Genomic DNA, 16428 nt, shown 5'->3' on the forward strand with positions numbered 1-16428 from the left:
CTGAACGCCGACCTTCACCTCCTGCGCAGGTGCCCAGGTGCTGGAGAGGATCAAGGCGGTCGAGGCTGCGGCGATCAGTCCGGTCACCAGACTCCTAGATGCGGCCGGCAGTCGCATAAGACGGCTGTTCTTCTGCATGTGGTCAACAGGCTTCGTGTGCATAACTAGTGTGGCGGTTCAGAAGTCCGCACCATTCTCGCGGCGAGTCGGACATACGGACTTCTGAACCAAGCCACACTGGAATCAACGAGTTGCCAGTGTCCTTCGATTCCAGAGTTCGTGCGGGCCCCGCTGCCGATAAGGTGCTGCGAGCGATTGCGGCAGCGAAGCGTAGCGCTCGCGGCATCAGCTCTCAAATGGCAGGCCGACATACTGCTCGGCGAGCGATGCCTGCGCACGCTCCGACGCAAGAAGGTAATCGAACTGGTTCTCGCGCATGCGCCGGTCGAACGGCGCTTCATTAGGGAACTGGTGGATCAACGTGGTCAGCCCCCACGACATGCGCTCGGCGCTCCACACCCGGCGCAGCGCCATATCGGAATAGCCGTCGAGATAGTGGGTGCGGCCGGCCTTCAAGGCCTCGGTCAACGCGCGCGAGAGGTAGAACACGTCGGAGACCGCGAGGTTGAGACCTTTCGCTCCTGTGGGAGGGACAATGTGCGCTGCGTCGCCCGCCAGAAACAGGCGACCATAGCGCATCGGCTCGGCGACAAAGCTCCGTAGCGGCGCGATCGATTTCTCGATCGAGGGACCGGTCACGATGCTGTCGGCCATGTCCTTCGGGCAGCGCGCCTTCAATTCCTCCCAGAAGCGGTCGTCCGGCCAGTCCTCGATGCGGGCGTCGAGATCGCACTGGATGTAGTAGCGGCTCAGCATCGGGCTGCGCTGCGAGGCGAGCGCGAAGCCGCGCGAATGATAGCAATAGCAGATCTCCGGATAGGGCGGCGTCTCCGACATGATGCCGAGCCAGCCGAACGGATAGCCGCGCTCGAACGTGCGCAGCACCGACGCCGGGATCGATTGCCGGCTCACGCCATGGTGGCCGTCGCAGCCAGCGACATAGTCGCAATCGATCCGGCGGGTCTGCCCGCCCTTTTCGTAGGTCAGGTGCGGGCGGTCCGACGTCAGCTCGTGCAGCGCGACGTTTGCCGCGTCATCGATCACGACGCCGCCAGCCGCGTCGCGCGCGGCATAGAGATCCTCGGTGATCGCGGTCTGGCCATAGCACATCATCGGTCGGCCGGTGAACTTGCGGGTGTCGATGAAGAAGTGCGGCTTGCCTTCCCACGCGATGCCCGAGCCGTCATGGACACGTCCCTCCCGATCCATGCGCGCGCCGAGGCCGACCTCGCGCAAGAGTTCGATCGTTCCCGCTTCCAGCACCCCGGCGCGGATGCGCTCGAGCACATGGCCGCGGCTCTGCCGCTCCAGCACGACGCTGTCGACGCCGTTGCGGGCGAGCATGTGGGAGAGCAGTAGACCGGCGGGACCGCCGCCGATGATGGCGACCTGCGTTCGCGTCATCGCCGCATGAGGCCTCCCTTGCGGCCGATCACGGCGCCGCTCGCGGCGGGTGCGTCGAACCAGACCGTCTCGATGTGCCGGAATCCGGCTTCCTCAAGCCACGTCGAATATTCGGCCGGCGTGTAGTTTTGTCCTTCCGTCTCGATCAGCATGTTGAGGCTCATCAGCGCGGCCGGCGCTGGTCCGGTCTTTTCGTCATTGACGAGAAGCTCGCTGATGACGACGGCGCCGCCGCTCGGCAAAGCCTCGAAGGACCGGCGCAGCAGGGCGCGATTCTTCGCCTCGTCCCAATCGTGCAGGATCATCGACAGGAGATGCACGTCGTGGTCCCCGGGAAGCTGCTCGAAGAAGCTGCCGCCTGCGGTCTCGATCCGGTCGGTCAAGCCGGCCTCGGCAATCTTTCCCGCGGCGATCGCGGCCACATGCGGCAAGTCAAACACGGTCGCACGCAGCGCCCCATACTGTTTGCAAAGCTCGATGTCGTACGCGCCCGATCCGCCGCCGATGTCCAGGAGGCGGCGGAAATGTCCGAAATCCACCGCTTCGCCGAGCTTGCGCGCGGTCATCGTGGAAAGCGAATGCATCGCCTCCCAGAAGAGTGCCAGCACCGTCGGATCCTCGCCGTCGAACATGGAGGATTGCACTGCCGGGTCCCACGTGGTTGGCCGGTTCGTGCGCAGCGCCTCTGTAAGCCTTCCCCACCCCGCGTAGAGCCGCTTGTCGGCCATCTGCACGAAGCCACCGAAGTAATACGGCTTCCCGCGCACGAGATAGGCTTCGCTTAACGGCGTATTGCGATAATGGCCGTCCGTCTTCTCCAGAAGCCCGAGTGCAGCGCAGCCGGTCAACAGCATCTCGGCCGGACGTGGATGCAGACCGAGCGCTTCCGCCAGCCCGGCAACCGTGATGCCGGCGCCGCCTGCAAGGCGGCTGAAGAGGTCCAACTCGTGCGCCGCGGCCAGAGTCTTGAAGGCCCAGAAACCGGTCGAAAGCGCCATCAGCGGGACGGCGGAAGGAAGCTCTGGCGTGGCGGCAAGAGTTTTTGTTCGAGGCATTTCGGCCTCCCATGTTCCAGACTACGACCGTGGCTTGCATGACCGTGTTGGCGAACATTGCCATCCTAGTATCGTAAGAAATTACGGGGCTGGTAGAAGTGCCAATTCATGGATTCTCGGCCAGTCCAATTCTGCGGACATCTCTCGTCCTCATGTTCGTTCCTGCCTACCTCGGCCGAGCAATAAGGTTCCCTGCCAGCATCCACTCAGCCTCCTCATGAGGGAACTGGATCTTTCGTCAAGCGTTGCATTGCTCGGTTGATCGAGTGGTTTCTCGCACCATCCCGCGCCAACAGTGACGAGTGCCGATAACGACCAATGCCGGGGGTGACAGGCGTCCGACGGGACCGACGTCTCCACGGCAAAGGGTCCAAAGGTCAGGGTCCAAACGGCCAGTGCAAAGCGAGCATCAACCCTGCGGCAGCCGCCAGTCTGTCCGCAGCTAACTGGCAACGTGAATGCAAGACGAAAGCCTCAAGGCTTTTAGGACCATCGGTTGTTCCGATGGTCCTTTTTTGCAAAGATTTCCCACGAAAGCTGAACCGTCGCTCATAGCTGACGGACGTCGGCCTAAGGCCTTGGCAGACAATGGTGACCAGTGTCCGAGGGTCTGTTTTCGAGGGCCAAGCGGACCACCCCGCGACATCGGGGGATCCACGATGCGTAGCGCTAGATGGCAGAGCAACGCAGACTTGCCAATTGGAGCGCATCGCGGGCTGCAGCATCATAGGGGAATCGCGAGATCATAGGGGAATCGCGAGGGAGCAGTGCCCATCTTCGTCGGCCGTGGCGCGCCAAATACAGCCGAATCCACGATTTCCTGCGCGCCGCCCCGCACGACCACGACGGCAGGAATTCGCTGTCGTAGGAGGGGTGGTGTTTGGTGGCCCTTGGCGTTCGCATGAGTGAATTGCTCTTTGGCGGTCAAATGCCGTGACGGCAAACAAGCGCCAAGACCTGCCGTCACACGGCTCGCAATCCCATGGAGGGAATCTTGTCATCGCCGGTCGACCCCTCGCTTCGAACCCGTGTGTTCGGCGATCGCCTCGACGATCCGGTCCCAATGGCCGGGGTGCAGCTCGTGCCCGCCGCCTTCGAGCTTCATGAGCCGTGCGCCCGCTACGGCCCCGGAAAGCTGCACCCCGTGCTCCATCGGGAAAACCGGGTCGGCCGTGCCGTGGATCACGAGCAGCGGCGCGCGCAGGTCGCCGAGCCGGCCGCGCCACAACTCGCCGCCACGCAGCAGGACGATGTGGTTGGTTGCGTTGAGGTAGCCGCCGGAGCGGTCGAAATCCTTCTCGACGAAGGCCCTCGTCCCCGACTCGTCGAACCCGTATGCCGTGCCTGCGATCAGGCGCGCATCCTCCACCTCATATGCGACCGTCGCCGCCCGATCCGACCAGTCCACCTCCACGGCCATATGTTGCAGCCAGGCCTCGCCGCTCTTCGGGAGTTGAGATCTGTCCATCCCGATCGGAGTGCTGCTGATCACCGTCAGGGAAAGCACCCGTTCCGGGCGCGTGAGCGCCGCACCCTGGCCGATCATCCCGCCCATGGAGAAGCCGACGACATGGGCCGCCGACAGGCCGTAGCCGTCCAGCAGGCGGAACACGTCGTCGACCGCGTCCTCGAAGCCGTAGCCCGGGCGACCGGGGGCAAACTTGCTCGAAAGGCCGGTGTCACGCTGGTCGTAGCGGATGACGAAGCGACCCCGCGCGGCGAGCCGGCGGCAGAATCCGTCCGGCCACCACAGCATGGACGCCATCCCGCCCATGATCAGGAGCATCGGCGGATGGGCCGGATTGCCGAAGCTCTGTGTCGCGAGCTCGAGCCCGTCCGCTCGGATCGTCTGTTCGTTCATGCCAGGCCCTCGCGGCGCAGCGCCGCTTGCACGGCAGGCCGCCCTTCGATGCGTGTAATGTAATCGCGAAGCGGCTCGGGCAGTGGAAATCCGAGTTCCGCCGCGCCGCGCGCCAGCTGGAAGAGATAGGGATCCGCGACGGTGAAGGTCTCTCCGAACAGATAGCCCCGATGCAGCCGGTCCGCGGCGAAGCGGAACCATCGCAGTATTTCCTGGGCGATGGGCTCCCTGACGTCGTCAGGAAGCGCAAGGCAGGTGGGAAAGCGCTTTCTGCACAGCGCCACGATATGAACCTCCCATCCATCCAACCGAGACCCGACCCTAACTGGGCCTCGGCACGAAAGATCAATCCAATTTCTTCTTAGGACCGAAGCGGATAGGCGAGGCACCGTCGCGACCGGTCGTTGCAAATCTCGGCAAGTCATCGAGCGCCTCGAACCAAGGTAGCTGTTCATTGACGAAGGCGTGGCAGCTCGGCGACGCATAATCCGCATCGAGCAGCGACACCGCATATACGTGAATTTCTCCCTCTATCCGTTCATTCTCATATGTGAGGGGTGACCCACAATTCTCACAGAAACCACGCCGAACGCCCGGCGAGGAATGGAAATAGCGGGGCGCGCCCTTCGTGAACGCGAACGCGCTGCGTGGGACTGAAATCCATGTCGTTATTGGGGAAGAGGTTGCTCGTCGACAACTCTCGCAATGGCAATGCAACGTCCAGTTCGGTTCCCCGGTGTATTGGAAGACAATCGAGCCGCACAAACATTTGCCAGACACTGAAGTGGCATCCATTTGCCGCACCTTGTTCCTATAGAGGACTGTTCGATTGTGCCGATTGACCATCGTGTGTCAACGATGTCGCCTACCAGCGCTTGCGATCACCATTCGCACCCCGCAGTGGGTGTGACCGCCATTTCCGCACTATCGTCTTGTCTGGCCGAAGATGCGGTATTCGGACTTCCCTTTACTGATGTGGCCGCCGAATCGTGGCGCCTTCCTTTCCTGCGATACTAGCCTCGGGGCTAACGGGGCCCTTCTCGGCTGACATGTCGATCGACGGCACCCAGCGGCTTGCAATGATCACGATGGCGCAGACCGCATAAGAGCACACCCCCAGCGCATAGGTCTTGGCGATGCCGAATTGGATCGACAACGCCACACCCAGCACAGACGCCAGCATCGACGTAATTCCGTTGGTGCTCCAGAAGAACGGCAGCAGTTCATGATGACGGCGCCAGTTACCGAGCCCGAGCGGAAACATCATCCCCATGCAGAATGCAGGGGGAGCCAGCAGCAGGACGGACACCACAATACGCATATCGGTTGACAGCGACCGCGCCCAGATGGTGACCAGCGGCGTCAACAGCCCTGCCACCACGAGTGTGGTGAGGAGGGCGGCAATCCTGAAGACGGTGACGCGTGATCGGGAGGCATCCGCGCCGACCGTGGCGCTGCCAATCCCGCTAAAAAGAAGAATTGTGAATAGCACGACACTCAGCCCGTAGACGGGATGTCCGAGAAAGACCATCAGGCGCTGCATCTGCGATATCTCGATCAGCATGAAGCCCATCCCGATCGCGCTGAAATAGGCCACGGGCGGCGTCAGCGTCGCCATTGGCATCCGCCTCGCAAGACGAAGGAAGGGCAGCACGATGTAATATCCGCAAGCGCAGAGCGCTACGATGATGAGCGAGCCGGTGACGCCGATCGCGACATTGTTGCTCATGATGTCCCAACTTTGCGTGCTCACGAAATCGCTGAAGCGGGACGTATAGAAGAAGAACGGATTGTCGTCGGTCGAAGCAGCGATGTTTTCCGGCAGCGAATCGAAGAAAGCCTGGTCCGCCTTGTCGGACAGCAACGTTGAGGTGACGGCATCGAAGGTGATGTCCGGCCCCAACAATATCTTGAAGCCCTGCGCCTGAAGTCTCTCACGCGCGCCTTGCCATTCTGCGTCGCTGAACGCGTCAGGCCGGGTAATCACCGTCACGATGCCGCCGACGTTGACCGCGACGACGTGATGCCGCAACTCCCCGGCCGACACTCCCTTGCGCTGCAGCGCGCTCGCGGCAATCGCGATCAGGCGGTATAGCTCGCCACGGTGCTTCTCGGCATTGTACCAGCGTGATACCGACAACAGCCCGCCAGGCTTGAGCGCCCGGTAAAAATCATCCCACGCCTCCACGGTATATAGACGATTTTCGGTGAGCGTCAGGCCGCCGGCCGCCGTCGCCGCCCAGGTGTCGATGAGTGAAATCTGTACCAGGTCGTACCGCTCGGGCGAGTGGTTGATGTAGCTTCGCGCCTCGGCATTGACCAAGGATACGCCGGGCTGGCGATCGAGATGGCCGGAGAAATCGGCGAATTTTTCGGTGAGCACTTCGAAGATCGCCGGGTTGATCTCAATTGCGCGAATCCGGCTGGCGCCGAAGAGCAGACCGGAAAGGATGTCACGACCTCCGCCCACGCCAACGACAGCGACGTCGGCCGCCGGCTGCACGAGGTAGGCTGCATTGATGACATCATCTTTCAGGTAGGCGAGCTTTCCGATATCGCCATCATACCTGGTGATGACCGTGCCTGCATCGGCATCGATGTCGAGGTAGTGTTGGTCGATCCGGGCATCAGGAGTGCCAACCAGACCCCAGCCAAACGGGACCTTCTCGGCCAACTCGCGCACCCTTACCCGCGAATAGGTATTCCAGCGTTCGAACAGCGTGCCGGTCTGTTCAGCGCCCTTGGCCCAGAACACCCCGAGATGGCTTCGACCGGTCAGGTCAAGGCCGGAGTGCACGGTGGCCGCGACGGCCAGCGTTAGCGCGACAGCCCCGCTCAAACGCACACCGCGGACGTCTTCGCTGCGTCTCACGACGATCCAGCCAACGCCAGCAGCAAGGGCTCCGATCCATAGCGTGGCGCTTACGGGGTCAATCACCAGCAGTATGAAGATCACCCCGAGACATCCAACGGCGGCGCCCATGAGGTCGGCTGCATAGAGCCACCCGCCGCCATATGGCAGACGCGTCAGCAACAACGTTATGCAAACTCCGCCTTCCGTGAACGGAGCTACGAAGGCGATGATCGCCAGCGCCAGGGCGAGGGGCACATTTGCTGCGGATACGGCGAGCGGCACGCACAGGAAGACGATCATTGCGCCAACGCTGCTAAGCGCGAACCATGACGCGTGGCGGGCGAATTCGATTCCGACCCGCTCGGCGGCATAACGGGCGGGTTTGCCGTAGACCTTCATCGCTCCGCGCGTGAGCCCGAGCATGGCAAGTGAAATGGCGGCAAATGCGAAATGATGATGGAGCATAACGCTGAAGAAGCGCGTTATCAGTATCTGGTAGGAAAGCGTCGCAGACGCCAGCACAAAGATTGCCAGATAATAGCGACCGGGAATCCTCGATATGGATTGCAATGAGCTACCCTCTTGGTGGAGCCTTGATGGGCTCTATTGGGTGCGCTTTGACCAACTCGCGCTGCGTCGCCGCTCAAGCATGTCATCGCGAGTATTTGTAGCGATCAACCAATCCAAATTCTACGAGCAAACAAGGCGGTGTTCCAGATCTCCCAAAGAAGGACAACGCCGGTCGATCGGGTAGAGACTGCCAAGCCTGCAAGCAGTGCTGCCGACAAGTAGTATTTTCGTTTCAAAGCAAGAAAAAACGAGACGATTAGCAGCAGTGCCAAGGGCTCGGTATACCCGGCCGATAGCAAGACCGAAGCGGGAAAAAAGCTGAGCAGCGCGGTTGTGGCGAGAGCCAGTTGATTACCAAATTCCTCGCGAACCAGCTTGAAAAGGACGACAATCGCGAGCAATCCCGCGACGTTCGATACCAACAGCAATGCATCCGCAGGCGTGAGACCGCTAATCGTCGCCAGGCTCCGTGCGAGCATCGGATACAGCGGGTAAAATACGATGTTCTGTTGAACAGTCGGATCGCCGGCGCCGTACCGGCGAAGCGACGCGTCGCGACTTCAAACCGGCTCGGGCAAGACGTCATCCTGTTTGCGTGCGACGGCAGTCAGGCCGATCGGTCCAGAGGATGAGCTTTCGTGACTGATACGAAGACATGGCCCGCAAGAAGTAAAGTCGGGCACTCTGCACACGAATTTAGGATTCTGCTCGGACGTCAAACGGTCGTCCTCCGTCACGAGGCGCGAAACAGCCGCACGATCTCCACAGTACATCAAATCAAGGGGGGTGGTCGAGGCCGAGGTATTCCGCAACACGAAAACGAGCAGCCAACCTATCCGCACTGCGGCTCTACGAAGAAGCAGTCCCTTCGGTGTAGTGTGGTCTTCATCGCCCTCGGTCGATGAGCCTTTCGAGATTTCCGGAACGGCCCCGCGGGAAACGGCGTGCATCGCATCGTACATGTAACGCTCCTGCTTCGTTGAGCGTGCGCACGATGGGGTCCGGATGTCGCAGAACTTTGCCGACGACCGCCGGGAATTGTCGCGATCTGTCTCAGGAATGCTGCATTGGATAGTTCGCGACAGTTGCGGCCATCGGTGATGGCCGTGCCTCACATCCGCTCTTGAATGACCTTGCTCTCAATGCGGCTTCTTAAGTTGCATCAAGTCTGAACAGGCATACGGGTTTGCGACAAATTGCGACAAAGATGGCTCACCAGGACAACGTTCTGCGACAGCTTGTGCCTAGATTGTTTCAGCCAGATCGGGGAATCATGCACCTGAGGCCGGTTCCCGCTCGGATCGGCCGGCATCGGGATCCTGCGATCCCGATGCCGCGGCGTTGTCAGTGAAGCCAGCCACAAGCATTTGATTTCGCTCGATCATACGCGGCCGATACACTCTGTTACACTTTTTCGATGGGGTGGGTGCAGGACTTCAGTATGATCCTGGACGGAGCAAACTAGATGGACTCGGCACCTCACATCGCCGTAGTGGATGATCATCGCGATATTCGCGATCTGGTCGGCAAATACTTGATGCAGCATGGCTACCGCATCAGTCTTGCGGAGAGCGCCGTTGCACTCCGCCGCTTGCTCGAACGAAGTGCTCTGGACCTGGTGGTTCTTGACGTCATGATGCCGGGTGAGGACGGACTGTCCCTCTGCCGCCATCTGCGCAGCACCACGGACCTTCCCGTTATCCTGTTGACTGCGATGGCGGAGGAGACCGATCGAATCGTGGGCCTGGAAGTCGGTGCCGATGACTATGTGAGCAAGCCATTCAATCCCCGCGAACTCCTCGCCCGCATCAAAGCGGTGCTTCGACGAGTCCAAAGCCTGCCGCCGCAAAAGGGCCGGCTTGCGACCAAGGTTGTACGTTTTGATCGATGGACCTTTGACGTCAACCGGCGCGAGTTGACGGGAGACGACGGCGTTGCTGTGCCGCTCAGCACGGCGGAGTTCCGCCTGTTGTGTGCATTTCTCGACCATCCCGGCCTGGTGCTCAGCCGCAATCAGCTCCTCGACCTGACGGTCGGCCGGGATGCCGATCCGTTCGACCGGAGCATCGACAATCAGGTCAGCCGCTTGCGGAAGAAAATCGAGGCCGATCCGAAAGTACCAGCCTTGATCAAGACTCACTGGGGCGGTGGATACAGCCTCGCCGCGCAGGTCGAGCAGCCATGATGGGCTTGTGGAAGCGTAGTCTTGCGGCCCGTTTCATCTGTTTCACGCTGCTGTCTTTAGTGCTGTCGCAAGCCATCGTGTTCTTCATTTCCTGGGATGAGCACGGGCAGGCGATTCGGAAGGCCGCCAAGGGCGAGATATTCAGCCGGAGCGCCTCGCTCGCCCGGGTTTTGGAGGCGACGCCTCCGTCGCTGCAGACCGATATCCTTAATGCCAGCAACACCAGTTCAGCGAGATATTGGATATCGACCAACGGACTGAAGGATGCCTCCGCGTGGCGAGAGGAGGCATGGGAGCGCTTGGCGCAGCCATTGCCGCGCATGTCCTTTGCCGGCCACAGCGTGCCCGCCGAGGTGAGACCGGATTTCACCCGAAACACCGCCAGCAGTAGCGGCGCCTCCTCACAATGGGTCGACCTAAGGCCGGAAGCTTGGCCGCTGTCCCGACCAGCGAAATTTCTTTATCTCGATGATGCCACCGGCATGGGATTGGCCGTTCAGTTGGCTAACGGAGCATGGCTGAACACTGCATTTGCCAAGCCTGCGCAAGACGGCTTCTGGACCTCCAAATCCACCTTGGCACTCGGCCTCTCCGCGTTGTCGTTGTCGATCATTGCCGTATTCGCCGCTCGAGGCATCGCGCAACCATTGCGCCGCCTGGCGGTAGCGGCCGAAGCCTTCGGCCGTGGTCAGGAGATCGTACCGCTGCCGGAAACTGGCCCCGACGATATCCGGCGTACCGCCGAGGCATTCAATCGCATGCAAGAGCGCCTGCACCGTTTCGTCGACGACCGCACCAGAATGCTGGCCGCCATCGGTCATGATCTGCGCACACCTCTGACCTCGCTCCGTTTGCGTGCGGAATTCGTGTCCGACGAGGACGTTCGCGAGAAAATGCTCTCCACCATTACCGAGATCCAGACGATGACGGAGGCGACCCTCGCATTCGCTCGCGAAGACGCAACCGCAGAAAACACGCGGACCGTGGACCTCTCGGCTCTAGTGGAAAGTCTCTGCGACGATCTCGCCGAACTCGGTCATGACGTCTCTTTCTCCGAGGGACAGAAGATCAGCTATAGCTGCCGACCAGACGCACTCCGCCGCGCATGCCGCAACCTCGTCGAAAATGCCATTCGTTATGGCGAGCGGGCGCGCGTCAGCGTGGAGAGACGACCAGATAGTATCGAAATCATCGTCTCGGACGATGGACCCGGGATACCCGATACCGCCAAGGAGCAGGTTTTCACGCCGTTTTTCCGCATGGAGAGTTCGCGGAACCGCGAAACTGGCGGCGTAGGTCTCGGCCTGTCCATTGCCCGGACCATTGTTCGCCGCCATGGCGGAGATATCGTCTTGATCAACAAGGAGAAGGGATTACACGCGGCCATTAGCCTGCCACCGCTGGATGGTGGGCCGCCGCCTCCCATCAGCCGCCCGGTCGCAGGAGCGAAGGACGTTACCAGCGCTCTCGAAAAGGCAGAGCCTTCGTCGGTGGCCACGCCAACGGCGGCCATTCATTGATCAGAGGTGACGCACGGATAACTGACTTCGAAGGTCAAATTTGTGCAGCGCGTTGGTGTGGTGCGGCAAGCGGGTGCAATAGGGAACTCGCTCCTCACGGATGAGTTTGTTTCTGGGTTCACAGACCTTCAATCCGGAGGGAAGCCATGGAGCATCTCCGCTACCCGAACGAAACCGCCGAGTACCGTGCTGCCAGAAACGCGCTTCTAGACGACGAGATCGCGCTTCGTGCCCACATTGAAGCTGTAGCAGCCAAGCGCCGCGCCTTGCCGCTCGGCGGCGAAGTACCGGAAGACTATGTATTCGAGCGGATCGGCAAGAATGCCGTGCCTGAGAAGGTCAGGATGTCCGAGCTGTTCGGTCCGCATGACACGCTCATTCTGTACAGCTTCATGTATGGACCCGAGCGGGAGCTGCCATGTCCCGGCTGCACGCACCTGCTCGATGGGATCGACGGCGCGGCAAGGCACATCGGCCAGCGAGCTGCACTTTACATCGTTGCGAAATCCCCAATTGCACGGCTTGCCGCGTGGGCTCACGAGCGCGGCTGGGACCATCTGCCGCTGGTGTCTACGGCGGGCAATAGCTACGACGCGGATTATTTTGGTGACACGTCGAAGTTTCCCAAGGGCGTGCGTGCACAGCATCGCGTTCCGGACGGCGAGAACTGGGACGAAACGATCTTCAACGTGTTCAAGAAGAGTGGCGGAGCAATCCGTCACTTCTGGGGTTCGGAGATGAGCTTCGCGCCAACCGAACCCAATCAACATCATCGCGCCGGGGATCTGGTCGACCCCGTGTGGGGTCTGCTCGATATGACCCCCGAGGGGCGTGGAGACTTTTTCCCCAAGGTAAAGTACGATTGACCCTTGGATCGACGGTGAGTGACCGAGGGAGCGACACGATGTCGGCGGTGCCGGAAGTCATATCCGCAGACGCGAACGACCGGGCAAACGCGATCAGCACCATTGTGCTCGGCTTTGCGGCCGACCCGATGGCGCGTTTTGCTTGGCCCGATCCGTCCGTATACCTCAGAATAATGCCTCGGATGGTCAATGCTTTCGGCGGCGGTGCTTTCGAGCATGGCACAGCCTACATCACCGAAGGGGCCCGCGCTGCCGCCTTATGGCTGCCACCAGGCGTCGAGCCGGACGAAGCAGAAATGAACGCAATCATGGAGGAGTCCCTGCGCCCGGAGATATCAGGGGATATCGGGGCCATCATGAAAGGAATGGCCGAACATCATCCCCATGAGCCGCATTGGTATCTGCCTCTTATCGCCGCCGATCCGAAATGGATCGGGCAGGGGCTTGGCTCGTTGCTGATGAAACATGCGCTTCGACGATGCGACGAGGAGGGCAGCGCGGCCTACCTCGAAAGCTCAAACCCGCGTAACATTTCGCTCTATGAACGCCACGGCTTCAAGATCACCGGCAGAATCCAAAGCGGCTCTTCGCCAGTGGTGACGCCGATGCTGCGGCCTGCATCCTGAACGCTCGAGTTGACTCAACCGGGCATCACCGCACTACATTTTCCAGCTCTCGGAAAATTGCAGTTGCAGATGCTATCATCGAGCTAACACGCCCGCGAGTTGTGGCGAAAGATCCGGATTTTGTTAACTGCGCTAATCTGTCCCGGCTTTCTGTTATGGCAGAAGCCGGGCGATGGGATACCCTGCTTGAAAAATCAAGGAGGAAAGATGCCCTTAAAAATCAACCGCCGTCATTTCATCGCGGCTGGTACCGCCGTTGCCGCGATGCCTTTGCTGTCGCGTGGCGCCTCCGCGCAAGCCGCGTGGCCGTCGCGGAATATCCGCATGGTCTGCAGCTACCCGGCGGGCGGACAGACGGATCTGCTCGCGCGCGCCTTCGGTGACTTCATCTCCAGGCAGGTGGGGCAGAACGTCGTCATCGAAAACAAGGCGGGCGCTTCCGGCTCGATCGGCGCGGCGGAAGTCGCGCGCGCGGCGCCGGACGGCCACACCATCCTGTGCTCGATTTCGACCACCTATGTGATGAACCGGGTGATGATGAAGAACCCCGGCTACGACATGGACAGAGACCTGACGCTCGTCAGCATCATCCCGGGTGCCGGGCTGCTGCTGGTCGCGAGCCTGGCGTCCGGCGTCAAAACGCTGGACGATTTCGTCGCGTTCGCACGCAAGAAAGGCCAGGTGAACTTCGGCACCTACAGCGCGGGCTCGGCCCCGCACATGACGATCAACGAACTCAACAAGCAGTACGGCCTCAAGATAGAACCGATCCACTACCGGGGCGAAGCGCCGATGTGGACGGGCCTGATGGACGGCACGCTTGACGTCGCGATGGGCAGCTACACGGCCGCTCAACCCGTCCTGCAAGGCAACCACGGCGTGGTGTTCGCGGTGCATTCGAAGAAGGTCGCTGCGATCCCGAGCGTCAAGACCCTTCCCGAACAAGGCGCGACATCGAAGTTCTTCACCATCAGCGGCTTCACAGGCTGGGCAGTACCGAAGGCGACGCCGCAACCGATCGTCGATCGGCTTTCGGAACTCTGCGTGGCCGCCAACAACGATCCGAAAGTGAAGGAAGTTCTCGCCACCTTCGTGCTGGAGCCGGCACTCGGCTTCAAGGAAAGCAATGCTCTGTATCAGCGCGAATTGCCGACCTGGATCGAGACCGCGCAGGCGCTTGGCCTGGAGCCGGCGTAGCGGGAAGTAGAGGTAGTTAGCCTACGGGCCTGTGTGAGGTGAGCACATCGGTCAGGCTCCCTCCCCCCTTGCGGGGGAGGGGTGGGGAGAGGGGTAAGCCCCGGGCGAGATGAGTCGATGTGCGCACCGCCTCCCTCAATTCAATCTCGGTCGCCCGTTGTGACGCCCACATCGAGGGAGCACGTCGTGCGGCACCCCTCTCCCTAACCCTCCCCGCAAGGGGGGAGGGAACCCTGCCGCTGGTGCGTCCCTCACAGCATTGCAAGCAGTGGCCAATTAAACGCGATGGGTTTCGCTCCGCTCTACCCTGCAAGCCTCACTTCATTCCCGTGCAACTCGCATAAAACGTCGTCGTCGCGGGCCAATCGGAGAACATGCCGCGGATGCCGACCTGCTTGGCCAATATATCCAGCACCGTCAGGGTGTCGCCGTCGCGGTCGATCGCGCTCCTGATCGACTTGTGATAGAAGCCGCCGCCCTTGTGCAGCGGGCCGTCGCGTTCCAGCGACCAACCGATCAGGTCGAGGCCAGCGGCCTTGGCGGCCTTGGCGTATTCGGACGGGACGATTTTTTGTCTGTCGTTCAGCGTCAGCATCATCGGAATCGGCGGGCCGAGGATCGCGACGCCTTGCGACTTCAATTCCGCCATCGACGGCTTCCACGTCTCCGGCTTATTGGGATCGAGACCCTGTTTTTCGTAACGCTCTTCAAGATAGACCGCCTGTTTCGCGAATTCCGGTTCGGTCTTCACCCAGTGGAGCACGTCGGCGAGATTAAAGCTTTGCGCAAAGACATCGCTCGGCGGAATTCCGGCCTTCTTGTAGGCCTCCAGCATCTGCGACGCGTATTTCTCCTGGGTGTAATCGCCGTCGAACGGCATCGGCACCTCGGGCGCCTTGAGCTCAGGCGTGAACTTGGCGCCGAGACTTTTGATCAGCGCGATGCTCTCGTCATGCGTCATCAGCGTGCCGGAATTGGCGTAGAGGTCGGTGCGCCAGCGCGGCGTGCCGTTCTGATATTCCTCAGGCGTCTTCGCGTCGGGGTTGAAGCCGTCCATCTTCGCGCGCAGCCGCCGGAATTCTGCGAGCGTGATGTCTGACGTGCAGCACTTTGCGGAGGCTTTCCTGCCGGCCGCGGAATCAGCCGGGCTGAAGGCTTGCGTGCATTTTGCGGCAAGCTCCGGCACGGTCAGAATGTTGGTGGTGGCGTGCAGGTCGCACTGCGAATGGCGGCACACGAGCTGGCGGTCTTTCGTAAACGTCACGTCGCATTCGATGATGCCGGCGCCCATCCGGGCGGCGGCAATGTAGGACTCCCTGGTATGCTCGGGAAATTCCAGCGCGGCGCCGCGGTGGCCGATGGAAAAATCGGTCTTGCGAAATGGCCCGGTGCACTGCGCAAGCTGCGTCTTCAGCGGCCCGTCCTTCATCTTGTCGACGAGATAGAACGGCCGCGGGCCGATCTGTGGCTCGCGCGGCAGCAGGATGTCCTCGGCCGCGGCGGGAAGGATCGCGGTCAACAGCCAGAGCGCTGAGAGGAGGGCGGAGCGATGGCGGACGGGCATGGGTGGCACCTCGGATGACGCATTGCGCGCAGGCTTGATATCACAGAGCATGTGACAATTGCGTGTTGAAGCGGTGTAGGGTGGGCAGAGCGCAGCGTGCCCACCATTCCCTCCAACAACGCTGAAATGGATGGTGGGCACGGCGCTGCGCGCCTTTGCCCACCCTACAAGAGGGAGAAGAAAAATGCCCGCAGCCTTTTTCGTCGTCCGCGCCACCGTGTCCGATCCCACCAGGCGTCAGGCCTTCGACGCCTGGTACTCGCGCGAGCATCTGCCGGATGCGATGAGGTCGTTCGGCGCCGTGAAGGCGTGGCGCTACTGGAGCGCGACCGATCCATCGCTGCACGAGGCGATGTACCAGTTCACGGACAAGGCTGCGCTCGATCGCGCCATCGAAGGACCGGATATGAAGCGTCTGGTCGCTGACTTCAACCGCGACTGGCCGGACGTGACGCGGACGCGCGAGGTGCTGGTGCTTGCCGAGGAGCGCGCGGCGCAAGACGCGAGACGACGTATCCGTCGCGGAGAAGACGCGTCGTCACAGATGCGGGCAACGCAAAAATACCGCAAAGACGACAAGAGTTCCGCTGCAAACAACAGCACGCG

At 61.2% G+C, this 16428-nt stretch carries 13 protein-coding genes and 1 pseudogene; 6 read left to right on the forward strand and 8 right to left on the reverse strand.

Annotated features, from left to right (window positions below; all coding sequences use genetic code 11):
• Window positions 1-345: 345 nt before the first annotated feature.
• From pobA to V1292_RS21325, 7 genes are all read right to left on the reverse strand, one after another.
• Window positions 346-1524 carry a 4-hydroxybenzoate 3-monooxygenase gene (gene pobA, locus V1292_RS21295; protein ID WP_334374635.1) on the reverse strand — a complete coding sequence of 393 codons (1179 nt, stop codon included), beginning with the start codon at window positions 1522-1524 and terminating at the stop codon, window positions 346-348.
• Window positions 1521-2579, reverse strand: coding sequence for a methyltransferase (locus V1292_RS21300; protein WP_334374636.1), 1059 nt, complete (start codon window positions 2577-2579; stop codon window positions 1521-1523). Before V1292_RS21300 ends, pobA begins: the two co-directional genes overlap by 4 nt.
• Before the next feature lie 997 nt (window positions 2580-3576).
• Window positions 3577-4440 carry an alpha/beta fold hydrolase gene (locus V1292_RS21305; protein WP_334374637.1) on the reverse strand — a complete coding sequence of 288 codons (864 nt, stop codon included), beginning with the start codon at window positions 4438-4440 and terminating at the stop codon, window positions 3577-3579.
• Window positions 4437-4724 carry a hypothetical protein gene (locus V1292_RS21310; protein WP_334374639.1) on the reverse strand — a complete coding sequence of 96 codons (288 nt, stop codon included), beginning with the start codon at window positions 4722-4724 and terminating at the stop codon, window positions 4437-4439. Before V1292_RS21310 ends, V1292_RS21305 begins: the two co-directional genes overlap by 4 nt.
• A 61-nt stretch (window positions 4725-4785) precedes the next feature.
• Window positions 4786-5286: a GFA family protein gene (locus tag V1292_RS21315; RefSeq protein ID WP_334374640.1), complete on the reverse strand. Its 501-nt coding sequence runs from the start codon at window positions 5284-5286 to the stop codon at window positions 4786-4788.
• Between the two features lie 121 nt (window positions 5287-5407).
• Window positions 5408-7864 (reverse strand): hypothetical protein, encoded by a 2457-nt coding sequence (locus tag V1292_RS21320; RefSeq protein ID WP_334374641.1) that lies wholly within the window; start codon window positions 7862-7864, stop codon window positions 5408-5410.
• Between the two features lie 104 nt (window positions 7865-7968).
• The gene (locus tag V1292_RS21325) at window positions 7969-8343 is read right to left on the reverse strand and encodes a glycosyltransferase family 39 protein (RefSeq protein ID WP_334374642.1); all 375 of its coding nucleotides are present in this window, start codon (window positions 8341-8343) and stop codon (window positions 7969-7971) included.
• A gap of 986 nt (window positions 8344-9329) precedes the next feature.
• Here V1292_RS21325 and V1292_RS21330 point away from each other — a divergent pair.
• The 5 genes from V1292_RS21330 to V1292_RS21350 all read left to right on the forward strand — a co-directional run bounded on the left by V1292_RS21330 (window position 9330) and on the right by V1292_RS21350 (window position 14258).
• Entirely contained in the window at window positions 9330-10049 is a 720-nt protein-coding gene (locus tag V1292_RS21330) for a response regulator (protein ID WP_057843627.1), read from the forward strand.
• Window positions 10046-11569 carry a sensor histidine kinase gene (locus V1292_RS21335; RefSeq protein ID WP_334374643.1) on the forward strand — a complete coding sequence of 508 codons (1524 nt, stop codon included), beginning with the start codon at window positions 10046-10048 and terminating at the stop codon, window positions 11567-11569. The genes V1292_RS21330 and V1292_RS21335 overlap by 4 nt, the downstream gene beginning before the upstream one ends.
• Before the next feature lie 146 nt (window positions 11570-11715).
• Window positions 11716-12435 carry a DUF899 family protein gene (locus V1292_RS21340; protein WP_334374644.1) on the forward strand — a complete coding sequence of 240 codons (720 nt, stop codon included), beginning with the start codon at window positions 11716-11718 and terminating at the stop codon, window positions 12433-12435.
• A 38-nt stretch (window positions 12436-12473) separates the two neighbouring features.
• Window positions 12474-13061 (forward strand): GNAT family N-acetyltransferase, encoded by a 588-nt coding sequence (locus V1292_RS21345; RefSeq protein ID WP_334374645.1) that lies wholly within the window; start codon window positions 12474-12476, stop codon window positions 13059-13061.
• A 207-nt stretch (window positions 13062-13268) separates the two neighbouring features.
• Window positions 13269-14258, forward strand: a complete 990-nt coding sequence (locus tag V1292_RS21350) for a Bug family tripartite tricarboxylate transporter substrate binding protein (RefSeq protein ID WP_334374646.1) — start codon at window positions 13269-13271, stop codon at window positions 14256-14258.
• Window positions 14259-14574: 316 nt separating this feature from the next.
• Here the strand turns inward: V1292_RS21350 and V1292_RS21355 are convergent, their stop codons facing one another.
• A complete protein-coding gene (locus V1292_RS21355) occupies window positions 14575-15822 on the reverse strand; it encodes a glycerophosphodiester phosphodiesterase family protein (protein ID WP_334374647.1) in 1248 nt (415 codons plus the stop codon).
• A gap of 184 nt (window positions 15823-16006) precedes the next feature.
• Here V1292_RS21355 and V1292_RS21360 point away from each other — a divergent pair.
• Window positions 16007-16306, forward strand: a pseudogene (locus tag V1292_RS21360) (hypothetical protein); the annotation flags it as partial.
• Window positions 16307-16428 lie beyond the last annotated feature (122 nt).

Source organism: Bradyrhizobium sp. AZCC 1719 (assembly GCF_036924525.1).
Classification (GTDB): Bacteria; Pseudomonadota; Alphaproteobacteria; order Rhizobiales; family Xanthobacteraceae; genus Bradyrhizobium.